Annotated in this window: 17 protein-coding genes; 3 read left to right on the top strand and 14 right to left on the bottom strand. The window is 69.6% G+C overall.

Annotation, left to right across the window (positions count from 1 at the left end):
• Positions 1 to 301 precede the first annotated feature (301 nt).
• The gene (locus tag GGR71_RS00120; protein ID WP_160956972.1) at positions 302 to 1,294 is read left to right on the top strand and encodes a diguanylate cyclase; all 993 of its coding nucleotides are present in this window, start codon (positions 302 to 304) and stop codon (positions 1,292 to 1,294) included.
• Between the two features lie 385 nt (positions 1,295 to 1,679).
• On the opposite strand, the gene GGR71_RS00125 is transcribed toward GGR71_RS00120, so the two are convergent.
• From GGR71_RS00125 to GGR71_RS00150, 6 genes are all read right to left on the bottom strand, one after another.
• Positions 1,680 to 3,140: an efflux transporter outer membrane subunit gene (locus GGR71_RS00125; RefSeq protein WP_160956973.1), complete on the bottom strand. Its 1,461-nt coding sequence runs from the start codon at positions 3,138 to 3,140 to the stop codon at positions 1,680 to 1,682.
• On the bottom strand, positions 3,134 to 3,868 hold the full coding sequence (locus GGR71_RS00130) for an SDR family oxidoreductase (RefSeq protein ID WP_160956974.1): 735 nt from the start codon (positions 3,866 to 3,868) through the stop codon (positions 3,134 to 3,136). Before GGR71_RS00130 ends, GGR71_RS00125 begins: the two co-directional genes overlap by 7 nt.
• A gap of 36 nt (positions 3,869 to 3,904) precedes the next feature.
• A complete protein-coding gene (locus GGR71_RS00135; protein WP_160956975.1) occupies positions 3,905 to 7,075 on the bottom strand; it encodes an efflux RND transporter permease subunit in 3,171 nt (1,056 codons plus the stop codon).
• A 134-nt stretch (positions 7,076 to 7,209) separates the two neighbouring features.
• Entirely contained in the window at positions 7,210 to 8,415 is a 1,206-nt protein-coding gene (locus GGR71_RS00140; RefSeq protein ID WP_160956976.1) for an efflux RND transporter periplasmic adaptor subunit, read from the bottom strand.
• Positions 8,412 to 9,185 carry an SDR family oxidoreductase gene (locus GGR71_RS00145; protein ID WP_184451544.1) on the bottom strand — a complete coding sequence of 258 codons (774 nt, stop codon included), beginning with the start codon at positions 9,183 to 9,185 and terminating at the stop codon, positions 8,412 to 8,414. Before GGR71_RS00145 ends, GGR71_RS00140 begins: the two co-directional genes overlap by 4 nt.
• The gene (locus GGR71_RS00150) at positions 9,182 to 9,406 is read right to left on the bottom strand and encodes a hypothetical protein (protein WP_048491360.1); all 225 of its coding nucleotides are present in this window, start codon (positions 9,404 to 9,406) and stop codon (positions 9,182 to 9,184) included. Before GGR71_RS00150 ends, GGR71_RS00145 begins: the two co-directional genes overlap by 4 nt.
• A gap of 126 nt (positions 9,407 to 9,532) precedes the next feature.
• Between GGR71_RS00150 and GGR71_RS00155 the strand changes: the two genes are divergently transcribed.
• Positions 9,533 to 10,630: a LysR family transcriptional regulator gene (locus tag GGR71_RS00155; protein WP_160956977.1), complete on the top strand. Its 1,098-nt coding sequence runs from the start codon at positions 9,533 to 9,535 to the stop codon at positions 10,628 to 10,630.
• Positions 10,631 to 10,717: 87 nt separating this feature from the next.
• Here GGR71_RS00155 and GGR71_RS00160 read toward each other — a convergent pair whose 3' ends face one another.
• From GGR71_RS00160 to GGR71_RS00170, 3 genes are all read right to left on the bottom strand, one after another.
• Positions 10,718 to 11,422 carry an OmpA family protein gene (locus tag GGR71_RS00160; protein WP_048491358.1) on the bottom strand — a complete coding sequence of 235 codons (705 nt, stop codon included), beginning with the start codon at positions 11,420 to 11,422 and terminating at the stop codon, positions 10,718 to 10,720.
• Between the two features lie 94 nt (positions 11,423 to 11,516).
• Positions 11,517 to 12,971: a WS/DGAT/MGAT family O-acyltransferase gene (locus GGR71_RS00165; protein ID WP_048491357.1), complete on the bottom strand. Its 1,455-nt coding sequence runs from the start codon at positions 12,969 to 12,971 to the stop codon at positions 11,517 to 11,519.
• Positions 12,972 to 13,069: 98 nt separating this feature from the next.
• Complete coding sequence (locus GGR71_RS00170; RefSeq protein WP_160956978.1) at positions 13,070 to 14,491, bottom strand: cryptochrome/photolyase family protein; 1,422 nt, start codon at positions 14,489 to 14,491, stop codon at positions 13,070 to 13,072.
• 499 nt (positions 14,492 to 14,990) lie between these two features.
• Between GGR71_RS00170 and GGR71_RS00175 the strand changes: the two genes are divergently transcribed.
• Complete coding sequence (locus GGR71_RS00175) at positions 14,991 to 15,503, top strand: hypothetical protein (protein ID WP_048491355.1); 513 nt, start codon at positions 14,991 to 14,993, stop codon at positions 15,501 to 15,503.
• Between the two features lie 85 nt (positions 15,504 to 15,588).
• Here GGR71_RS00175 and GGR71_RS00180 read toward each other — a convergent pair whose 3' ends face one another.
• From GGR71_RS00180 to GGR71_RS00200, 5 genes are all read right to left on the bottom strand, one after another.
• On the bottom strand, positions 15,589 to 17,007 hold the full coding sequence (locus tag GGR71_RS00180; RefSeq protein ID WP_160956979.1) for a replicative DNA helicase: 1,419 nt from the start codon (positions 17,005 to 17,007) through the stop codon (positions 15,589 to 15,591).
• Between the two features lie 262 nt (positions 17,008 to 17,269).
• Positions 17,270 to 17,824 (bottom strand): NADPH-dependent FMN reductase, encoded by a 555-nt coding sequence (locus tag GGR71_RS00185; protein WP_048491353.1) that lies wholly within the window; start codon positions 17,822 to 17,824, stop codon positions 17,270 to 17,272.
• Positions 17,825 to 17,876: 52 nt separating this feature from the next.
• Positions 17,877 to 18,554, bottom strand: a complete 678-nt coding sequence (locus GGR71_RS00190) for a glutathione S-transferase family protein (RefSeq protein ID WP_160956980.1) — start codon at positions 18,552 to 18,554, stop codon at positions 17,877 to 17,879.
• Between the two features lie 93 nt (positions 18,555 to 18,647).
• Entirely contained in the window at positions 18,648 to 19,187 is a 540-nt protein-coding gene (locus GGR71_RS00195; protein ID WP_160956981.1) for a GNAT family N-acetyltransferase, read from the bottom strand.
• Positions 19,188 to 19,236: 49 nt separating this feature from the next.
• Complete coding sequence (locus GGR71_RS00200) at positions 19,237 to 20,400, bottom strand: acyl-CoA dehydrogenase family protein (protein WP_160956982.1); 1,164 nt, start codon at positions 20,398 to 20,400, stop codon at positions 19,237 to 19,239.
• Positions 20,401 to 20,427 lie beyond the last annotated feature (27 nt).

Raw genomic sequence — 20,427 nt, forward strand, 5'->3', positions numbered from 1 at the left:
GGTGCGCGCTTGTTTGCAACGGCTCTTCTCTGCTCGCCGCCAGATAACGTCTGGCGCGTAGCGCAGGGATAGCCATGCGACTCCGATCCCTGCGCCAATGCGACGTCGTCGTGACGCCCTGCGTGTCGGCAATCCCGCTGCGCCTCAGTCAGCTTCGGGATATCGACCACAAAAGAATTGCAGGCATGGAACTTGCACCTCACACCGGAACGCCTCTTCGCCATCCTGACGTCGCCATGTTCGTCGCCCGCCCTCGCCAGCCCGCCCGCAATGACCGTGTGCCGTTCCGGAGTCCTAGTCCGTGAGCGCGGGCTTGACCCTGCGCCGGCACTTCCGGCTCGGCATCATCAAGGTACTCGGCCCGTCCACGGCGGCGGTGCTGCTGCTGTTCGCGGTCTACCAGACGGCGATCGGCGCGCCGTTGACTGCGCTGGCCGGCGCCGCGCTGGCCGGTCTGGCCACGCTGGCGACCTGGCTGGCGCTGCACCGCGGCGACGGCCGCATGGATCCCTTGCTGTCGCTGAGCTGGTTGCTGGGCAGCGCCTTGGCCTGCCATGCGCTGCGCCACGCCGCGGTGCCGTGGCTGTACCTGGTGATGATGAGCAATTTCTTCGTGGTGACGCGCAATGTCGCGCTGGCCTGCAACGCGACCCTGATCGCGGTGCTGCTGGTGGTCACGCCGAGCACCCTGGGTGCCGAACACTTCTTCTCGATGCTGGCGGTATCGCTGCTGATCACCGGATTGGGCTACATGCTGGCGTTGCGGGTGGAAGGCGATCGCGTGCAACTGGAGCAGCTGGCATCGCACGACTCGCTCACCGGGCTGCCGAACCGCCGCATGCTCGAGCGTAGCCTGTCGCAGCGGGTGGCCGATCCGCGCCGCGCGACACGCCGGCATGGATTGATCGTGCTCGACATCGATCACTTCAAGGAGGTCAACGACCTCTACGGCCATGCCGAGGGCGACCGCGTGCTGGCCGAACTGGCGACGCTGCTGCGCGCGCAGGTGCGCGCGCCGGACGAGGTGTTCCGGTTCGGCGGCGAGGAGTTCGTGGTGGTGGCGCGGCTGCAGTCGGCGACCGAACTGTCGGCCTTCGCCAGGCGCCTGCACGATGCCGCGCGCACGGCGCTGCGCGGCCCCAACGGCACCATCACCGTGTCGCTGGGTGCGGCCATGCTGTGCGACGAGGTGCAGTGGCACGACTGGTTCTCGCGCGCGGACACCGCGCTGTACCAGGCCAAGAACAGTGGGCGCGATCGTTACGTGATCGCCGAGGACGTGGCGCAGGACTGAGCGGCCAGCACCTGCAGCGGTCTGCCGCGTGCCCGGCTGGTCTTCGGTCCGGTCGCTGTCGCCAGGGCGGCTCTGATGGCAGGAAGCACCCTGTGGGCGTCAACCGTCATGCCACGCGGAGTGGTGTGCGTTCCGATGGCGCAATGCGTCGGGACTGAAGTCCCTCCCACAGTGCACCCGTAGGGCCCGCCGCGAGCCAGTTGGGAGTCAACTGTCATGCAGCCGCGACGGGCTTCACCGGGAAAGCCCGTCGCGGCTGAAGCCGCTCCTACAGACAAACCTGGGACGCGGCTGGATGGCGAAAGCACGTGACGAGAGGTGCCCGTCAGGCCCCGCGGTGCGTGCAGTCGGCCCGCACCGTGGCGCCTCTGAGCACCCCGCTCGCTCAACGCGCCTGCACTGCAGACGCCGCCACCGCGGTGGTCGCGACATCCCTGCTGCCGGCCTCCGTGTCCGCATCCTGGCCCCAGCCGCCGAGCGCCTTGTACACCCGCACCACGCCGATGTTCACCGCCGCCTCGGCGTCGGCCAGGGCAGCCTCGGCAGTCAGTTGCGTGCGCTGCGCATCGAGCAGGGTCAGGAAATCCTCCGAACCTTCGCGGTACCGGATCTGCGCCAACGCCTCGGCACGCTGCGCCGCCTGCGTCTGTTCGGCCACGATCGCCAGCCGCGCCTGTTCGTGGGCATAGGCGGTCAAGGCGTTCTCGGTGTCCTCCAGCGCGCCGAGCACGGCCTTCTCGTAGTCGGCCGCGGCGCCGTCGGCCTGCGCCTCGCTCGCGCGCAGGCGTGCCCGCACGCTGCCCAGGTCGAATGCCGCCCACTGGATCGACGGGGTCAGCGACCAGGCCTTGCTGCGGGCGTGCAGCAGGGCGCCGGCGTCGCCGGACAGGAAGCCGACGAAACCGGACAGGCTGATCCGCGGGAACAGGTCGGCGGTGGCCACGCCGACCCGCGCGGTCGCCGCCGCCAGGTTACGTTCGGCGATGCGCACGTCGGGACGCCGGCGCAGCAACTGCGTGGTATCGCCCAGCGGCAAGGCCCGCGCATAGGCCGGGGTCGGCTGTGGCGCCAGTAGCGCGTCGAGCGTGCCGGGCGGCTTGCCCAGCAACACCGCCAGCCGGTGCCGCGCCTGCGCGGCGTCGACCTCCAGCAGCGGGATGTCGGCCTCGATCGCCTTCAGCCGGGCGCGACTGCTCTGCACGTCCAGTTCGCTGCCCGCGCCCAGCCGCCAACGGGTCTCGGTCAGCCGCTGGGTGTCGCGCAGGTTGTCCAGCGTGGTGCGCGCCAGCGCGATGCGCTTCTGCGTGCCGCGCAGGGCGAAGTAATTGCGCGCGACCTCCGCGGCCACGGTGACCTGGGCGTCGGCCAGGCCGGCCTGTTCGGCCTCCAGGTTCGCGCGTGCCGCTTCGCTGGCACGGCGCTGGCGCCCGAACAGGTCCAGCTCCCAGCCGGCGTCGAAGCCCAACCGATAGCTCTCGGTGAGCACGCGCGCGCCGCCGGCGTCCGCATCCGGGGCCTTGCCGCGGGTGTAGTCGCCACCGGCGGTGACGTGCGGCGCCTGGTCCAGGCGCTGCTCGGCGAAGACGGCGCGCGCCTCGTGCACGCGCGCCAGGGCGAGGCGCAGGTCCAGATTGGCGACTAGGCCATCGTGCACCAGTTGTTCCAGCACCGGATCGTCGAACTGCGCCCACCAGGACGCCACCGGCGAATCGGTCGCGAACACCGGCGACGCCGCGCCCTGCAGCGTCACTGGCGGCTGCGCCGGTGCGCGATAGTTTGGGCCGACGCTGGCGCAGGCGCTGAGCAGCGCCAGCGCCAGCGCGCCGAAGACGGGACGGATCACCATGGCAGCACCTGTCCGACATGGGTGTAGCTGCCGCTGGGGCCATCGGCGTCGAGCAGCGCCATCATCACGCTGCTGCGTGCGCCATCCGCCACTTCCAGCTCGCCCTCTCCCGCGTTCATGTCGGTCTTCACGTAGCCGGGGTGGATGGTGTTGACCTTGATCGGGGTGTCGCGCAGTTCGTAGGCCAACTGGATGGTCCAGGCATTCACCGCGCTCTTGGACACGTTGTAGGCCGGCACCTTGAAGTCGTAGATCGGCGAGCCCGGCTGGCTGTGCAGCGCGAGCGAGCCGAGCAGACTGGAGACGTTGACGATGCGCGCGGCCGGCGCTTCGCGCAGCAGCGGCAGGAACGCCTGGGTGACCGCGATCAGCCCGAACAGGTTGGTGTCGAAGGTCTCGCGCCAGGTCTCCAGGCTCTGCTGCGACACGCTCAGGCGCAGGTCGTCGCGCAGGATGCCGGCGTTGTTGACCAGGATGTCCAGCCGTCCATGGCGAGCGCGCACCGTCTCCACCGCGGCGGCGATACTGGCGGCGTCGGTGACGTCCAGGGTCAGCGGCTCCACCGGCAGGCCTTCGCCCTGCAGTTCCAGCGCCGCGGCGCTGGCGCGGGTGGCATCGCGTCCGGCCAGCAGGGTATGCACGCCGGCTTCGGCCAGTTGCCGCACGGTGTGCAGCCCGATACCACGAGTGGCGCCGGTGACCAGAGCGATCTTGTGTGCTGCGTTCATTGCGAAACTCCTGAGAAGGAAGAGGAAGGGAAAGAATCAGCCGTGCGCCGGCGCGTCGGCATGGGCCGGCGCATGCGAGACCAGCGGCCGCCCGGCCAGCTTGCGCAGGGCGACATAGAACACGGGGGTGAGGAACAGGCCGAACAGGGTCACGCCCAGCATGCCGGCGAACACGGTGATGCCGGTGGCAGAGCGCACTTCGGCGCCCGCGCCATGCGAGAACACCAGCGGCACGGTGCCGGCGATGAAGGCGATGGAGGTCATCACGATCGGGCGCAGGCGCAGGCGGCAGGCCTGCAGCGCCGATTCGACGATGCCCTTGCCCTGCAATTCCAGTTCGCGGGCGAACTCGACGATCAGGATCGCGTTCTTGCACGCCAGGCCCATCAGCACCACCAGGCCGACCTGCACAAACACGTTGTTGTCGCCGCCGCTCAGCCACACCCCGAACAGCGCCGACAGCAGCGTCATCGGCACGATCAGGATCACCGCCAGCGGCAGCGTCCAGCTCTCGTACAGCGCGGCCAGGACCAGGAACGCCAGCAGCACCGCCAGCGGGAACACCACCAGTGCTGCATTGCCCTGGGTGGCTTGCTGGTAGCTCAGGTCGGTCCACTCGATCTCCATGCCGTTGGGCAGTACCTGCTTGGCGATCTGGGTGATCTTGGCCATCGCCTCGGCCGAGGACAGCGACCGCGCATCCGCTTCGCCGGCCAGGTCGGCGGCCGGATAGCCGTTGTAGCGCAGCACCGGGTCCGGGCCGTAGGTCTGCTTGATGGTCACCATCGAGCCGATCGGCACCATCTCGCCCTGGGCATTGCGGGTGCGCAGCCGGGCGATGTCCTCCACGCTCTCGCGGAACGGCGCATCGGCCTGGGCGATCACCTGCCAGGTGCGGCCGAACTGGTTGAAGTCGTTGACGTAGGTCGAGCCCAGATAGGTCTGCAAGGTGTCGAACAGATCGGTCAGGTCCACACCCTGGGCCTTGGCCTTGACCCGGTCGACCTCGGCGTCGAGCTGCGGCACGTTGGCCTGGTAGGTGCCGATCGGGAAGCTCATGCCCGGGGTCTGCGCCACCGCGCCCTGCATGGCGCTGACCGCGTTCTGCAGCGCGCCGTAGCCGAGGTTGGCGCGGTCCTCGATGAACAACTGGTAGCCGTTGCCGTTGCCCAGGCCGAGGATCGGCGGCGGCATGAAGGCGAACGACATGCCCTCGCCCAGCTGCGAGATGCGCTGGTTGATCTCGGCGTTGATCTCCAGCGCGCTGCGGTGGCGCTCGGCGAACGGCTTCAGCGGCAGGAACACCACGCCGGTATTGGGCGTGTTGGTGAACTGCAGCGCGTTCAGGCCGGGGAACGAGATCGCATGGGCCACGCCGTCGGTCTGCATGGCGATGGTGGCGACCTTGCGCAGCATCGCGTCGGTGCGCTCGATCGAGGCGCCTTCCGGCAGCTTGACGCCGGCGATCAGGTACATCTTGTCCTGGGTCGGGATGAAGCCGCCCGGCACCGCCTTGAACATCAGCCCGGTGACCAGCAGCAGCGCCACGTACACCGCGAACACCGCGCCGCGACGGCCGAGGATGCGCGACACCGCGCCCTGGTAGCGGTCGGAGCTGCGGTGAAAGAAGCGGTTGAACGGACGGAACAGCCAGCCGCCGAACAGCCGCTCCATGCCGCGCGACAGGCGGTCCTTGGGCGCGTCGTGGCTGCGCAGCAGGCGCGCGGCCAGCGCCGGCGACAGGGTCAGCGAGTTGATCGCCGAGATCACCGTGGAGATGGCGATGGTCACTGCGAACTGCTTGTAGAACTGCCCGGTCACGCCCGACAGGAACGCCATCGGCACGAACACCGCGCACAGCACCAGCGCGATCGCGATGATCGGGCCGGACACCTCGCGCATCGCCTGGTGCGCGGCCGCCAGCGGGGTCAGCCCCTCCTCGATGTTGCGCTCGACGTTCTCCACCACCACGATCGCGTCATCGACGACGATGCCGATCGCCAACACCAGTCCGAACAGGGTCAGCGTGTTGATCGAGAAGCCGAGCAGGTACAGCGCGGCGAAGGTGCCGACCACCGACACCGGCACCGCGATCAGCGGAATGATCGAGGCGCGCCAGGTCTGCAGGAACAGGATCACCACCAGCACCACCAGCAGCACGGCCTCCAGCAGGGTGTGCACCACCGCGCTGATCGAGTCGCGCACGAAGATGGTGGTGTCGTACACCGCCTCGTACTTCACGTCGTCCGGGAACTGCTTGGTCAGCTCGTCCATCTTGGCGATGACCTGGTCGCGGATCTGCAGCGCATTGGCGCCCGGCGCCTGGAAGATGCCGATGCCGACCGCGTTCTTGCCGTCCAGCTGCGCGCGCAGGGTGTAGTCGCCGGCGCCGAGCTGCAGGCGGGCGACGTCGGACAGGCGCACGGTCTGGCCGTCCGCGCCGACCTTGAGCACGATGTCGCCGAACTCCTGTTCGGTGCGCAGGCGGCCCTGCGCGTTGATCAGGGTCAGGAACTTGCTCTCGGGCATCGGCTCGGCGCCGAGCTGGCCGGCGGACACCTGCACGTTCTGCTCGCGCATCGCCGCGACCACGTCGCTGGCGGTGAGCCCGCGCGCGGCCACCCGCTCCGGGTCCAGCCAGGCGCGCATCGCGTAGTCGCCGCCGCCGAACACCTGCGCATCGCCCACGCCCTGGATCCGCGCCAGCGCGTCCTTGACATGCAGGCGCGCGTAGTTGCGCAGGTACAGGGTGTCGTACTTGCCCTTGGGCGAGGTCAGGTGCACCACCATCAGGAAGGTCGGCGACTGCTTCTGCGTGGTCACGCCCTGCCGGCGCACGTCCTCGGGCAGGCGCGCCTGCGCCTGCGCCACGCGGTTCTGCACCTTCACCGCGGCATCGTCAGGATCGGTGCCCGGGCGGAAGGTCACGGTCATCTGCAGCACGCCGTCGGAGCCGGCGACCGACTTGATGTACATCATGTTCTCCACGCCGTTGATCGCTTCCTCCAGCGGCGTGGCGACGGTCTCGGCGATGACCTTGGGGTTGGCGCCCGGATACACCGTGCGCACCACCACCGAGGGCGGCACCACGTCGGGGTATTCGCCGATGGGCAGCAGCGGGATGGCGATCAGGCCCGCGGCAAAGATGACGATCGACAGCACGGCGGCGAAGATCGGCCGGTCGATGAAGAATCTGGAAAAGTCCATGGGTGGTGGTCCTGGAAACGGTTGAAACGGGGGCCGGGCGCGGACGCAGGCATGCCGGTGGCGGCGCCGGGCCATTGCCGGCCCGGCGGGGACGGCCGGCACTACCCGGCCGCTGCTGCGTCGGCGCCCGCGACTCAGTCGAGGGCGACGGCCTGGCGCGGTGCGGCCGGGGACGTGGTCTGCGCGATGGGCTTTGCCTGCACCGGCATGCCGGGCATGAACACCTTCTGCACGCCGTCGACGATGACCTTGTCGCCGGCGGCCAGCCCGCTGGTCACGATGCGCAGGCCCTCGGCGCTGCGGCCGAGCTGCACGTCGCGCCGCTGCGCCTTGCCGTCCTTGTCGACCACGTAGACGTACTTGCGGTCCTGGTCGGTGAGCACCGCGCGGTCGTCGATCAGCACCGCGTCGAAGCGGCCGCTGCCGAGCAAGCGCACACGCGCGAACAGGCCGGGCGTGAAGCGGCGATCGGCGTTGTCCAGCAGCGCGCGCACGTGGATGGTGCCGGTACTCCGCACCAGCTGGTTGTCGAGGAAATCGACCTTGCCGGCATGCGGATAGCCGTCCTCGCCGACCAGGCCGACCTGCACCGGCAGGCTGCCGTCGCGCTCGCTCGGGCGCTGGCCGTCGCGCGCCATCTGCGCATAGCGCAGGAAGGTGCCTTCGTCGGCATCGAAGTACACGTGCACCTTGTCCAGCGACACCAGCGTGGTCAGCACGCTGGCGCTGTCGCCGGCGCTGACCAGGTTGCCGGCGGTGACCATCGCGCGGCCGGCGCGGCCGTCGATCGGCGCGCGCACCTGGGTCCATTCCAGGTTGAGGCGTGCGCTGTCCACCGCGGCCTGCGCGGCCAGCACGTCGGCCTGCGCCTGCTCGGCGGCGGCGCGCCGCTGCTCCCAGCTCTCGGTGGAGATGGCCTGCTGTTCGGACAGGGTCTTGGCACGCGCGGCCTCGCTGGCGCTGAGCTTGGCCTGGGTGCGTGCGCGCGCCAGGTCGGCCTCGGCGCGGGCAAGTTCGGCGCGGTAGCTGCGCGCGTCGATGGTGAACAGCACATCGCCCTTCTTCACCTCCTGCCCTTCGACGTAGTTGACCTTGTCGATGTAGCCGGACACGCGCGGGCGAAGGTCGACGTGTTCGACCGCCTCGACGCGGCCGCTGAACTCGTCCCACTGACTGATTTGCTTCTGCAACGCGGGCGCCACGCCCACGCTCGGCGGCGGCGGCGCGCCCTGTTCGTTGGCCTTGCTGCCGCAGGCGGCGAGCGTGGCGACCAGCAGCGCCACCGCCAGCGGGCGCAGGGCGCCGGGCAACAGACGCGACGGCTTCGGAATCGGATTCATGGAGAGACCTCGTGGGTGGAGAAGGAAAACGGCAAGGGGGTGAGCAAGGCGCTGCGCGGCTGGGCAAAGTGGCGGCGGTCGATCTCGACCAGGGCGCGGTCCGGCCGCTGCGGATCGGCGAGCAGATGGACCACGGCGCGGCCGACGCCGAGGGTGGTGAACCACTCCGGGCAGTCGCCGATGGCGTCGTCGCTGCGGCACACCGGCTCTGACAGCGACAGCAGGTGCACGTGCACGCCCAGCGGCTTGGCTTCCTCGTGCAGCACCTGGGCGAGCATGCGGATCGCCGCCGCCGCCACCGAACTGTCGCCATGCCCGGACCAGGCGCGCAGCGCGCAGGGGCTGCCCAGCAGGACGTAGCGGGCGCCGCGCTCGTGCTGCGCCAGCAACGGCAGCAGGTGCCGGGCCGCGGCCAGGTGCGGCAGCAGGTCGGCATCCAGGCGCTTGCGCAGCGCACCCAGCGGCCGCTCCAGCAGCCGCCCCGGCCGCAGCGGACTGCCCAGGGCGGCAACCACCGCCGCCAACGGCCGCGGTCGCTGCGCGATCTCGGCCACCAGGGCGGCGGCGGCCGCGTCGGTGGCGACCGAGCCGCACAGCACGTCCAGGCCAGGTTCGTCGTGGTGGCGATCGCGCAGGTCGGCCAGGCGGGCGCGGTCGCGCGCCACCGCCAGCACTGGGCTGCCCGCTTCCAGCAGCGCCTGGACCACACCCTGCCCGACGGTGCCGCTGCCGCCGAGGACCAGGACCTCGGGGGCCAACATCCCGCTCACGGGACTTTTCCTCCCGCCGACGGGACAATCGCGATGCGACCCAGCCGATCGCTACCGGGGGCGCCCAGGCGCAAACTGCTGCCGCCCTGGCGCCGCGGCGGCGGGGTGAACTCGCGAAACGCCTTCGGGTAAAGGGATTGCGCCGTCGCAACCGGCGCGGAACGGCGCCGCAGCTGGCGATCGGGGCAGGCAAAAAACTGGAACAGGGTGCGCATCGACATGGGCAACGACCGTCGGTGATGGCGAATGCGCACAAATTAGGCGCCAAAGCCGCACTTGATTAGTCCGAATTAAGGGGAATAATCGTCCCGCTACCGGTCCAATCGTCTCCACCTCAAGGAACCGCCATGAGCCACGATCTGAACGACACCCTGATCTTCGTCAAGGTGGTCGAGCAAGGCAGCTTCATCGCCGCGGCCAATGCCCTCGGCCTGCCCAAGACCACCGTCAGCCGCAAGGTGCAGGATCTGGAGGCGCGACTGGGCGCGCGCCTGCTGCACCGGACCACGCGCCGGCTCGGGCTGACCGAGGCCGGCGCGGTCTACCACGAGCATTGCCAGCGCATCGCCCGCGAACTGGAGGAAGCCGAGAGCGCGGTGGGCCAGCTGCAGGCCGGCCCGCGCGGCTGGCTGCGCTTCAGCGTGCCCTACTCGGCCGGCATCTCCTGGGTGGCGCCGATCCTGGGCGAGTTCCATCGCCAGCACCCGGAAGTGCGGCTGGAGATGATCATGACCAGCGACAAGGTCGACCCGATCGCCGAAGGCGTGGACGTGGCTCTGCACATGGGCACGCTGCCGGATTCGACCATGGTCGCGCGCAAGCTCGCCACCTTCCGCACCCAGGTCTTCGCCAGCCCCTACTACATCGAGCGCCATGGCGAGCCGCTGCATCCGGACGATCTGCAGCACCACCGCACGCTGGCGCTGAGCACAGGCCGCGGCGGCGGCAACCGGTTGTGCTGGCCGCTGCGCAACGGCAAGCAGAGCGGCGAATTCCTGGTGCAGCCGATCCTGCTCGCCAACGATTCGGCGGCACTGATCGGCGGCCTGGTCTGCGGCGAAGGCTTGGTGCTGGCCAGCGATGCGACGATCAAGCCGTTGATCGAGGCCGGCAAGGCACGGCGCGTGCTCGGCGGCTGGGTCGGGCCGGACCTGGACTTCAACGCGGTGTTCCCGGGCGGGCGCATGCTATCGCCGAAGGTGCGCGCCTTCGTCGACTTCCTGGTCGACAAGCTCAACTTCGACGTCAGCTACATGATGGCGCAGTGCCCGGCCAAGCTGGCCACGCAGCAGGCCGAGGACGGCGCCGAGTTCACCCTGTGCAGCGGCGTGGCGATGAACACGCAGTCGCTGGCCACCCTGCCGCGCGTGGCCGCCGCACCGGTGCCGGCGGATGTGGCGCTGGAAACGGAAGCCGAGGACGAAGAAGACGCGGCGTTGGTCTGAGCCGCGCGACACGACGCATTTCGCAGCCGCACGCAAACGCGAACGGGCCGCAGTGCGGCCCGTTCGTCGTGGCTGTCGCCGGATCGGTCAGCCCGCGGAGGAGCGCAGCGGCACCACGCGGATCTCCACGCGGCGGTTCTGCGCGCGGCCGGCCTCAGTGCTGTTGTCGGCGATCGGATACTTCTTGCCGGCGCCCAGGGTCTGGATGCGCTCGGGCTGCACGCCCTGCGCGGTCAGGTACGCGGCGACCGAGGACGCGCGCTGTTCGGACAGGCGCTGGTTGACCGCATCGCTACCGATGCTGTCGGTGTGACCAACCACTTCGATCATGGTCTGGTTGTATTCGCCCAGGGTCTGGGCCACGCCGTTGAGCGCCGAATAGAACTGCGGCTTGAGCGTGGACTGGTTGAAATCGAAGGTGATGCCGTCGGGCAGGTTGAGGGTGATGTTGTCGCCGTCGCGGCGCACGTCGATGCCGGTATTGGCGGTACGCTCGCGCAGCGCGCGCTCCTGCCGATCCTGGTAGTTGCCGATCGCCGCGCCACTGAGCGCGCCGATGCCGGCGCCGATCATCGCGTGCTGACGGCGCTCGGTGGCGCTGCTGCCGCTGAGCAGGCCGGCGGCGACGCCGACCGCGGTGCCGATCAGCGCGCCGCGGCCGGTGCGGTTCTGCTGCTCGGTGGGATTGCCGTACTGGTCGCGCTGCACGTAGGAGCCGCCGGTGGCGCAGGCGGACAGCACCAGCGCGCTGGCCAGGGCCACGGACACGCCGCGAAGGGTGGTCGTTTTCATCATGTTCTCTCCGAACCTGGTTTGACGTGGCCGCAGCATAAACAGGGCCACGCGAGGCGCGGATGAACGCAGCCCGGCGCACGATGCGCCCGGTTCAGGAAGACGGCAGCAGGTCTTCGGCGTCGGCGGCGCGCAACGGCTGCTCCCAATCGCCCATCAGCGCCAGGTACAGCAGTTTCTCGAATTCGGCGCCGACCCGGCGCATCACCGCGTCCGGATCGGGAATCAGCCGCGCATCGCCGATCAGGCCGAAATGCACGCGGTGGTTGTAGCTCATGATCGACACGCCGACGCCGATCGAGCCGGTCTGCGGCACCCAGAACATCATCTCGCGCACGCGGCTGCCGGCCAGGTACAGCGGCTGCTGCGGGCCCGGCACGTTGGTCGCCACGGTGGTGGCCTTGCGACTGAACAGGTCCAGCGCCGCCGACTGCAGCGCCGCCGGCGCCATGCCCACCGCCGCCAGCAGGCCGAACACCACCATCGCCTGGCGCGACTGCTTGAGCTGCTGCATCGACTCGGCCACGCACTGCAGGCGCCGCACCGGATTGGCCTCGCCTACCGGCAGGTCCAGGAACACCAGGCCGAAGTGATTGCCGAGCTTGCGCGCATGCTCCAGCGGGCGCAGGTTCACCGGCACGGTGGCGCGCAGGGTCACCCCGTCCAGGCGTTCGCCGCGCTCGAGCATGTAGTCGCGCAAGGCGCCGGCCATGGTCGCCATCAGCACGTCGTTGACCGTGCAGTCGCAGGCGCGGCCCACCGCCTTGACCTCGTCCAGGTCCAGCGGCTCGGCCCAGGCCACGCGCTTGCTGACGCCCAGGCGCCCGCGCAGCAGCGTCGGCGGATCGTCGGCCAGCAGCAAGGCATTGACCAGCTCGCGGCCGATCAGCCCGCCTTCGCGCGCCAGCATCTGCGGCAGGTTCGGGTCCTGCGCCATCGCCCGGCCCTTGTCGAGCATGCGCCCGCCGAGCTTGAGGTAGCGGTCCACCGCACCGACCCGGCGCACCACCTCCTTGCCGTCGTCCTTGAGCCAGGCGCGGCCGAGCTGCGCCGACGGCTCGGGGACGCGCTGGGTATCGGTCAGCGACAGCAGCACCTGCACCAGGGCGATGCCGTCGGCATAGCTGTGGTGGATGCGCGCCACCAGCGCCGAGCCGCCTTCGTAGCGTTCGATCAGGTGGAACTGCCACAGCGGCTTGGTCTTGTCCAAGGGCGTGGACGCCATCTGCCCGGCGAAGCGCTCCAGCGCCTTCTTCTGCCCGCGGCCAGGCAAGGCCGACAGGCGCACGTGCCAGTCCAGATCGAAATCGTCGTCGCGCTGCCAGTAGGCGCCGGTGGCGGTCTCCACCGGCTTCTGCAGGAAGCGCGGGAAGGCCAGGAAGCGCTTGCGCACCAGTTGCTTGAGCGCAGGCAAGGTCAGCGGCTCGTCGAACATCAGCACGCCGGTGATCATCATCGGATTGGTCGGCCGGTCCATCCGCAACCAGGCGGTGTCCACGCGCGACATCGGTTCGCGCTGCGGCTTGCGGCGAGCTGAGCTGGTGGCCATGCGGGCTCCTGTCCGAGCCCGGAGTGAATCATGCGCCGGCGAAGGGCGTCAATCGCGCGCCTGCACTGCACGCGCACACCGCCGGGGCGGCGCGGCGCTCAGCCGGCGGAGGTTTCGCGGTACGCGGCCAGCGCCGCATCGCGACCCGCGGCCAGGTCCACGATCGGCTGCCGTGGATATTGCGGCGCAGCGTGCGCCAGCCGCTGCGGCGCCTGCCAGGGGGCGAAGCGATCGGCCACCGGCAGCGCCGCCAGTTCCGGCACCCAGCGCGCGATGTACTCGCCTTTCGGATCGAACTTCTGCGCCTGGGTCACCGGATTGAACACGCGGAAATACGGTGCGGCATCGGCGCCGGTGCCGGCCACCCACTGCCAGCCCAGGGTGTTGTTGGCCAGATCGGCATCGACCAGGGTGTCCCAGAACCAGCGCGCGCCTTCGGACCAATGCACGCGCAGGTGCTTGCACAGGTAGCTGGCGACGATCATGCGCACGCGGTTGTGCATCCAGCCGGTGTGCCACAACTCGCGCAGGCCGGCATCGACGATCGGCACGCCGGTGCGTCCGCGCTGCCAGGCATGCAGTGTGGCCGCATCGGGCCTGGCCCAGCGAAAGCGCTCGAAACGCGGATTGAGGTTGCGCTCGGGCGTCTCCGGAAAGTGGTGCAGCAGGTGATGGGCGAAGTCGCGCCAGCCGAGCTGGCGGATGTAGCCGTCGATCGCCGCGGCGGTGGCGGCACGGCGCTGCTGTTCCAGGGTCGCGACGATGCGCCATGGTGCGATCTCGCCGAAATGCAGGTGTGGCGACAGTCGCGAGGTACCGACCTGATCCGGGCGGTCGCGGCCATCGAGGTAGTCGCGCAGCGCGCCGTCGACGAACACGTCCAGCGCCTCGTGTGCGCCGGCCTCGCCCGGCTGCCAGACCTCCCAGAAGCCGCGGTCCCAGTTCAGCGCGGGCGCCAGGCCGAGTCGTTCCAGCGGCAGGCTGTCCAGATCCGTGGGCGGCGGCGGCAACGTCTTCGGCGCGGCCTGCAGCGCGGGCACCTGCCAATGGCTCAGGGCGCTGCGCCAGAACGGGGTGAACACCTTGTAGGGACTCCCCTGCTGCGTCGCCAGTTGCCAGGGTTCGAACAGTAGCGCGCTGTTGTGGCTGTGCACCTCCAGACCCTGTTCGCGCAGTTCGCGCTTGAGCCATGCATCGCGCGGCTGCGTGGTCGGCTCGTAGCGACGGTTCCAGTACACCGCGACGGCGCCGCACTCGGCGATCACCTGGCGCAACGCGGTCTCGGCCGGGCCCTGGCGCAGGATCAGGCGCGAACCGCGTTCGCGCAGTTGCGCGTCCAGTGCCGCCAGCGAGCGCTGCAGCCAGCTACGCGAGGCCGCGCCTGCGGCCCAAGCGCCCTCGTCTTCCGGGCTGTGCAGATACACGGGCACCGGCGTGTGCCCGGCATCCAGGGCGGCCTGCAACGCAGGTTGATCGTGCAGACGCAGGTCGCGCCGGAACCAGACGATGGCGTAGCTCATGCGGGGGGACGCAGCAAAGGACGCGCCATGATACGGATCGCGTGCAGCGGCCAGGTGAGCATGAGCCGGCGCGAAGCGCCGTCGCTTCGACGCTGCCGAAGTTGGCGCGGCGCGTACCGCACTGACCGGATTTCGTAGACATCGCCGCGCGCCGCGCGCGTGCGCCTCGCCTGCCCTGCTATAACGCCGAGGCGGGCGCCGTCATGTCGAAGCGGCGCCGCGACCGCTGCTGGTGGATGACGTTCCGGGGAAGGACGCCATCCGCGCTTTCGCTGCACCGCACACGAGATGGCCACGGCCGTTTCGCGCGCACGGGGGACATCCGCCATCGCCTCTGCGAGCTCACGGCCACCACGGCCGGCGAGCGCGGTTGCGTGCGCCCCAACCGTCCGCGCCCGGACCTGCATCGCCAGGGCCGCGACGCGCTGCGGGCAACCGACGGCGCAGCACGGCCACGCCCATCGCCGACATCCGCAAGACCCTCAGGAGAGCAAGACCCATGGACAAGCGCATCGCAACAGCCGCCCTCACCCTCGCACTGAGCCTCGCCGCCCCGCTGGCGATGGCGTGCGAGCCCGAACCCGGACTGCAGCAGAACGAAGTCTTGCAAGGCGACGCCGAAGCATCGTGTGGCGGCGGTGGTGGCGGCGGCAGTACGCCGGTCTACACGCTGCAAGGCGTGATCCAGAACCAGGGCTACGAGTCCGACAACCGCCCCGCCGGCGGCAAGCGCCTGAAGATCCGCGCCTACTCGCGCTTCGCCAACGCCAACAACGATCGCGTCGACGCCCGCTACATCAACGTGCGCTGCAACGCCTACGATCCGTACGGCAATGGCTACACCACCGACTACGACGAGGAAGGCAACGGTGCGCTGGTGGACGTGCATTTCACGTCCAACTTCGTCTATGGGATCTACCGCAAGATCACCGTGGTCTGCACCCACCACGCCGAGTACGGCGCCAACACCTACGACGCCACCAGCAACGCCGAGATCGAGATTCCCTACTGATCGTCGCGTCGCCTCGCGCCGCCGGCGTCCGGCACGGTCCGGGCGCCGCGCGTCGCAGCCGCTGCCCGCAGATGCGGGCGGCGGTTTACTCGAACGCCCCCACCGAATCGTGCGCGAGATTGTCGAAGCGGGTGTATTCGCCGAAGAACTTGAGCTTGCACGACCCGGTCGGGCCGCCGCGGTGCTTGCCGATGATGATTTCGGCCAGGCCCTTGTCCGGCGAATTTTCCTTGTTGTAGTAGTCGTCGCGGTAGATGAACACGATCATGTCCGCGTCCTGCTCGATCGCGCCCGACTCGCGCAGGTCGGCCATCACCGGGCGCTTGTCGGTGCGGGTTTCCAGCGAGCGGTTGAGCTGCGACAGCGCGATCACCGGCACCCCAAGCTCCTTGGCCAGTCCCTTGAGCGAGCGCGAGATCTCCGAGATCTCGGTGGCGCGGTTTTCGCTGTTGCCGGGTACCGACATCAGCTGCAGGTAGTCGATCACGATCAGGCCGAGGTCATGCTCGCGCTTGAGCCGGCGCGCCTTGGAGCGCAGCACTTCCGGCGACACGCCCGGCGTGTCGTCGATGAAGATCTTCGTCTCCTTGAGCATCTTGATCGCGCCGGTGACCCGCGCCCAGTCCTCGTCCTCGAGCTGGCCGGTACGCAGGCGCTGCGCGTTGATGCGGCCGTTGGAGGAGATCAGGCGCATCGCCAGCTGCGAGGCCGACATTTCCATCGAGAACACCGCCACCGCCTTCTTCGACTTGATCGCCGCGTACTCGGCGATGTTCAGCGCGAAGGTGGTCTTGCCCATCGCCGGACGCGCGGCGAGGATGATCAGGTCGGTCGGCTGCAGGCCGGCGGTCATCGCGTCGAAATCGGTGTAGCCGGTCGGCAGGCCGGTGATGTTGCCGCCGTTCTCGAAGCGGTTGCGCAGCTCCTCGAACGCGTCCTTCAACGCGCCGGGCATCGCCACGAAGTCGCTGCGCCCGCGCGCGCCGGCCTCGGCGATCTGGAACACGGCCTTTTCCGCCGACGCCAGCAGTTCCGAACTCTCGCGCCCTTCCGGCTGGAAACCGTCGTTGACGATGGTGGTGCCGACCTCGATCAGCTGCCGCAGCACCGCCTTGTCGCGGACGATTTCGGCGTAGGCGACGATGTTGGCAGCCGAGGGCGTGGTGCTGGCCAGTTCGATCAGGTAGGCGCCGTCGCCGACCATCTCCAGCTTGCCCTGCGATTCGAACCATTCGCCCAGGGTCACCGCATCGAACGGGCGCCCCTTTTCGGCCAGCTCGCGGATCGCGCGATAGATCAGCTGGTGATCGCGCCGGTAGAAATCATTGTCGGTGAGCTGGTCGTTGACCCGGTCGTAGGCATCCGGCGCCAGCATCAGGCCGCCGAGCACGGCCTGCTCGGCCTCGGTCGAGTGCGGCGGCACGCGCAACTGGTCGAGACGCGGCTCGCTGCGTTCGCTGCGCTCGCTCTTGCGATCGCCGCGGTAGCCGGGACGGGCGGACATAGGCTGGGTCTTCTCTGTGGGGCGCGGGCGCCGGGCGCGGCCTCACCGCGGCCCGGGCGCCGATTTTAGTCGCCGCGCCCGGCCGGGGCTAGGGCATGTCCCGAGGGAGGCACCTGCCCTCACGGCGGCGCATGCGTTGCCGCGGCCACCAGGGGCTGGGGACAAGTCTGGGGACAAGCGGTTGAGAACCTCGCCGATGCCCCGCCTCACAAGCCCCCCTGTCCCATCCGCGCGCCACCGACGGCACCCGCCGCGGCGGCACTCAGGCCTGCAGTTCGTCGATCCAGGCGATGAACTTGTCGACGAAGCCGGTCAGGAACTTGCGCGTGCGCTCGTCGTCGACCGCACCGTCCTCGGCGATCAGTCCCTCCTTGAACTGCAGAAAGATCTCCGGCTGGCCCAGCACCGGCATGTCCAGATAGGCCAGCACGTTGCGCAGGTGCTGCTGCGCCATGGCGGTGCCGATCGCCCCTGGCGAGGTCCCGCACACCGCCGCCGGCTTGCCGGCGAAGGCACTCTCGCCGTACGGCCGCGAACCCAGGTCAATGGCGTTCTTGAGCACGCCGGGGATGGAGCGGTTGTATTCCGGGGTGACGAACAGCACCGCGTCGGCGCCACTGACCTGCGTCTTCAGGCGCCGGCCCTGTGCCGGATAGTCGTGGTCGTGGTCCTGGTTGTACAGCGGCAGGTCGCCGATCTCGACGTACTCGAAACTGGCGCGGTCGCCGGCGAGTCGCTCCAGTGCGTGCGCTAGGCGCCGGTTGAACGACTCCTTGCGCAGGCTGCCGACGAACACGGCGATGCGGTACTGGCTCATGGCGTGTCTCCTGACCGAATGGATCTTCAGGCTAGCCGCGGGCGCGCGGCAATCAGGTGAACGCGGCTGCCGTCTCTGCCAGCGCCAGGCGTGCCTGTACGTCCTCCGGCAGCGGCGGCAGCGCCACGAAACCCGGCGTCGCGCGCGCCCGCTGCAGCCAGTCGCACAGCGCCGGGTACTGCGTCAGCGCGATGCCGGCATCGCCGGCGCAATGCGTGTAGGCGAACAGCGCGATGTCGGCAATGCCGTAGGCCGGGCCGGTGAACCAGGCCTGCGCCTGCAGGTGCTGCTCCATCACCGCCAGCGCCCTCAGCGCGCCTTCGCGCAGGCGCGGCAGCTCGGCACGACGCGGCGAATCGGCCGGCGTCCAGCCGCAGACGAAGCGCGCCACCGCCACGTAGGGTTCGTGGCTGTACTGCTCGAAGAACAGCCAGCTCAGCGCCTGCGCCCGCTGCCAGGGATCGGCGGGCAGATAGCCGGTGCCTTCGGCCAGCCAGCACAGGATGGCGTTGGATTCGGCCAGCACGCGCCCGTCCTCGCGTTCCAGCAGCGGCACCTTGCCGTTGGGATTCTTGGCCAGGAACGCCGGGGTACGGGTCTGGCCGTTGGCGCTGTCGACCTCGACCCAGCGGTAGCCGCAACCGAGCTGGTCCAGCAACAGCCGCACCTTGTAGCAATTGCCGGACAGCGCCATGCCGTACACGGTCAGGGGGAAACGTTCGGATGCCATGCATCGCTCCTGCTGAAGGGTCGGGATTGGGGAATCGGGAATGGGGAGTCGCAGGAGCGGGCGACGTACAAGGATCTCCGCCGCGGACGTGGTTCAGCGCCGCCCCTGCCACTGCGCGCGCGACTGGCCCCACACTTCCACCTCAAGCGCCTGCAGCGGCTCCGGCAGGCGGTCCTGGCGCAGGTAGCGCGACCCCAGCTTGCCCGCCACCGCCTTGGAGTTGGCATTGTCGGGCACGATGGTGTGGATCACCTCGCTCCAGCCCAACTGCGCGAACGCCCAGTCGATCGACGCCGTGGCCGCCTCCGGCGCATAGCCCTGGCCCCAGAACGCCCGGGCGATGCCCCAGCCGACTTCGGTGCCGGGCCAGCCGTGCGGCTGCCAGGGGCCGACCCGGCCGATCCACTGCCCGCTGCGCTTCTCGATCACCGAGAACATCGCAAATCCCTGCAACTGCCAGCTGCCGACCAGCGAAGTCAGGCTGCGCCAGACCACCGACGGCGCCTGCACTCCGCCGAGGTGGTGCATGGTCTCGGCATCGGCAGAAAACGCGCAGAACGCCGCGAAATCTTCGGCGGTAGGCGGGCGCAACAGCAGGCGCTCGGTCTCAACGCGCACATCGAACACGCTCATCATCGGTTCTCCTGCAAAACGGGCCCGCAACCGCGCGCGGGCAGTGAATTCAAAACGCGTTGATGCCGGTCAGTTCGCGGCCGACCACCAATTGGTGCACGGTCTCGGTGCCCTCGTAGGTGATTACCGATTCCAGGTTCAGGGCATGTCGGATCGCGCCGTAGTCGGTGGTGATGCCGGCGCCGCCGAGCAGGTCGCGGCATTCGCGGGCGATGTCCAGGGCCATGCGCACGTTGTTCCACTTGGCCAGGGACACCTGCGCCGGATGCAGCGTGCCGGCGTCCTTGAGCCGGCCCAGTTGCAGCGCGAGCAACTGCGCGGTCGAAATACGCCGCGCCATGTCGGCCAGCTTGATCTGCGCGCTCTGGGTCGCCGCCAGCGGCCGCCCGAACAGCATGCGCTCGCCGGCGTAGGCCAGCGCCTCGCGCAGGCAGGCGATGGCCGCGCCGATCGCGCCCCAACTGATGCCGTAGCGGGCCTGGGTCAGGCAGCCCAGCGGCCCCTTCAGCCCGCGCACGCCGGGCAGGCGCTGGCTGTCGGGCAGGCGCACGTCGTCGAAGAACAGCGCCGAGGTCACCGAAGCGCGCAGGCTCATCTTGTGCGCGATGTCCTGCGTACCGAAGCCCGGGGTGCCGGCCTCGACCAGGAAGCCCTGGATGCCGTCCTCGGTCTGCGCCCATACGATCGCCACGTCGGCGATGCTGCCGTTGGTGATCCACATCTTGCTGCCGCTCAGGCGCCAACCGTCGCCGTCGCGTACCGCGCGGGTCTGCATCGCCGCCGGGTCAGAGCCGCCCTGCGACTCGGTCAGGCCGAAGCAGCCGATCGCGGTGCCGGCGGCCATCGCCGGCAGCCAGCGCTGGCGTTGCGCATCGCTGCCGTAGGCGTGGATCGGGTACATGCACAGCGAGGATTGCACGCTGACGAAGCTGCGCAGGCCGCTGTCGCCGCGCTCCAGTTCCTGGCAGATCAGGCCGTAGCAGACCGCGTTGAGGCCGCCGCCGCCGTCGACTGGGGGCAGGCTGGCGCCGAGCAGTCCCAGTGCCACCAGGTCCGGCACCAGCTCGCGCGGGAATCGCCCCTGGTCGAAGGCCTCGCCGATCACCGGCAACACCTTGGCATCGACGAAGCGCGCCACCGCCTGCTGGATCGCGCGCTCCTCCTCACTGAGCAGCGCGGCTACGTTGAACAGATCGTCGCAAGGCAGGGGCATGGCGGTGTCCACGGCTAAAGCCGCATT

The organism is Xanthomonas sp. F1, assembly GCF_014199855.1.